The sequence below is a fragment of the Lysobacter sp. Root690 genome, from assembly GCF_001427785.1.
GTDB lineage: Bacteria > Pseudomonadota > Gammaproteobacteria > Xanthomonadales > Xanthomonadaceae > Lysobacter.
This window is the reverse complement of record NZ_LMHM01000001.1, coordinates 305,242-307,546: the sequence shown is the minus strand read 5'-3', so window position 1 is coordinate 307,546 and position 2,305 is coordinate 305,242. Positions and strand designations below refer to the sequence as shown.

The 2,305-nt window shown below is 63.6% G+C and carries 2 protein-coding genes; one reads left to right on the top strand and one right to left on the bottom strand.

The window, feature by feature from the left end:
• Positions 1-457: 457 nt before the first annotated feature.
• Positions 458-1,999, top strand: a complete 1,542-nt coding sequence (locus tag ASD86_RS01310; RefSeq protein WP_056106064.1) for an oligopeptide:H+ symporter — start codon at positions 458-460, stop codon at positions 1,997-1,999.
• Positions 2,000-2,105: 106 nt separating this feature from the next.
• On the opposite strand, the gene ASD86_RS27610 is transcribed toward ASD86_RS01310, so the two are convergent.
• A partial coding sequence (locus ASD86_RS27610) for a hypothetical protein (RefSeq protein WP_235567629.1) occupies positions 2,106-2,305 on the bottom strand: 200 nt, incomplete at its 5' end.

Here is a 2,305-nt window from a genome sequence, read left to right as displayed (position 1 = left end):
GCGCCGGCCGGCGAACCCTCACCCGCCGCGCGCGGCGCGGCGACCTCTCCCGCAGGCGGGAGAGGTGTTCGCAGATTGTCCGAGCTGGCATCGGCGCTCGCGGCTTCCCGGACCGCGATCACCGCGCTCCCGCATGGCCTCCCTGTAGGAGCGGCGCGAGCCGCGACCGCGAATCCACACCCACCGCGCCCACATCGAAACCCATCCGGCGAAATCCGCCGAGGTGACAGTTGTCACCCGATCCCCGCACGTACGCATCCCAAACCCCGAACTTCGCCCCTCGGCCCCTGCAAAATCCACCCCCATTCAGGCACTTGCAGGCGCAAATGTTGCGCCGCAGCACATCACGACAGGCTTCACAAAGGTTTGACGTGACCGGCCCGCACCGGTAAATCTCCCCGACCCGTGCCGTCGGCGTGGGATTTTCATTCAGTTTCCACACGACAGGGGACACCGCATGAGCGGAGCCGCACCAGCCACCCAGGGCTCCACGCCCATCCCGGATTTCTCGCAGCGACTCGGGCATCCCAAGCCCTTGTGGATGCTGTTCATGACCGAGTTCTGGGAGCGCTTCGCCTTCTACGGCATCCGCTGGGCGCTCGTGCTCTACATCGTGCATCAGTTCCACGGCGGCGACGCCGCCGGCGAAGCCTCGGCGAACCGCGTCTACGGCGCCTACCTGGCGCTGGTCTACGCCGCGGCGATCTTCGGCGGCTACGTCGCCGATCGCATCCTGGGCTATCAACGCTCGATCCTGCTCGGCGCGGTGATCATGGCGGCCGGCTTGTTCATGATCGCCCTGCCCAACGAGCAGATCTTCAAGCTCGGCCTGGCCACGATCATCTGCGGCAACGGCCTGTTCAAGCCGAACATCTCGACCATGGTCGGCAAGCTCTACAGCACCGGCGACGAACGCCGCGACTCGGGCTTCACCATCTTCTACATGGGCATCAACCTCGGCGCGATGGTCGCGCCGCTGCTGACCCAGTGGCTGGCGAAGAAGATCTTCGGCAGCGAGACCATGCCCGACTACAAGATGGTGTTCCTGTCCGCCGGCGTGGGCATGCTGATCAGCCTGGTGTGGTTCTGGTTCGGCCGCCAGCAGTTGCAGGGCATCGGCCGTCCGCCGGAAGGCAAGGCCGAAAAGGCCAAGGTGCTGTACGTGTTCCTCGGCGCGCTGGTCGCGATTCCGATCGTGTACTTCCTGCTCGCCATGGGCGCGAACGCGCTGCAGGGCGTGCTGACCGCGATGTTCCTGGGCCTGTGCGGCCTGCTGCTGGTCGAGGGCTTCCGCGAAGGTTCGGTGCAGCGCGACAAGGTGATCGCGATGCTGATCATCTTCACCTTCAACATCCTGTTCTGGATGTTCTTCGAGCAGGCGGGCAGCTCGTTCACCTTCCTCGCCGACAAGATCGTCAACCGCGACATCTTCGGCACCTCGATGGCCGACTTCGTGTTCAGCATCAGCGGCGAGCGGGTGTTCCCGACCGCGTGGTTCCAGTCGGTCAACTCGGTCGCGATCATCACCCTGGCGCCGTTGATCGCATGGATCTGGGTGGCGATGGGCCGCGCCAATCCGTCGATCCCGCGCAAATTCGGCCTGGGCCTGATCTTCAACGGCCTGGCCTTCCTGCTGCTGATGTTCGCGCTGACCAAGCTGGTCGGCGAAGCCGGCAAGATCCCGTTCTGGACCTTGTTCGCGGTGTACTGGATCCAGTCGATCGGCGAGCTGTGCCTGTCGCCGATCGGTCTGTCGATGGTGACCAAGCTGGCGCCGGTGCGCCTGGTCGGTTTCGGCATGGGCGGTTGGTTCCTGTCGACCGGCATCGGCAACAACCTGTCGGGCATTTTCGCCGGCGTGGTCAGCGGCGAGGGCGGCATGACGACGGCGTCGGCGTTGAGCGGTTACACCTTCGGTTTCTGGGCGTTGGTGGGCGCGGGTGGTCTGTTGTTCCTGGTCGCGCCGCTGGTGCAGAAGTTGATGCACGGGGTGAAGTGATCGGGGTGTGCTGATCGCTTGATCGATCTATCGAAAACGGCAGCTCAGGCTGCCGTTTTCGTTTCTGGAGATTGGGAAGTCGGATTGTGGGTGGTGTCAGTGTTTTTCATCTGATCGTGCTGTTGGGGGTGTCGACGTGGCGGCCGTGGGACTGGTGGTGTTTGTGGTTCTTCGCGGTCGCAGCAAGCAATCGGTTTTGCATCGGCATTCGCATGGTCTGGGCTTTGCCGTACTTACTCATTCTTGCTTGTGCTTTGAGCAGGAGATCGCGCAGTTCATCCAGCGCTGCGAAGCTTGTAACTCGCA

Bases quoted from the DNA above. Each gene is read 5' to 3' on its own strand.
- ASD86_RS01310 (WP_056106064.1), top strand. From the start codon at position 458: ATGAGCGGAGCCGCACCAGCCACCCAGGGCTCCACGCCCATCCCGGAT.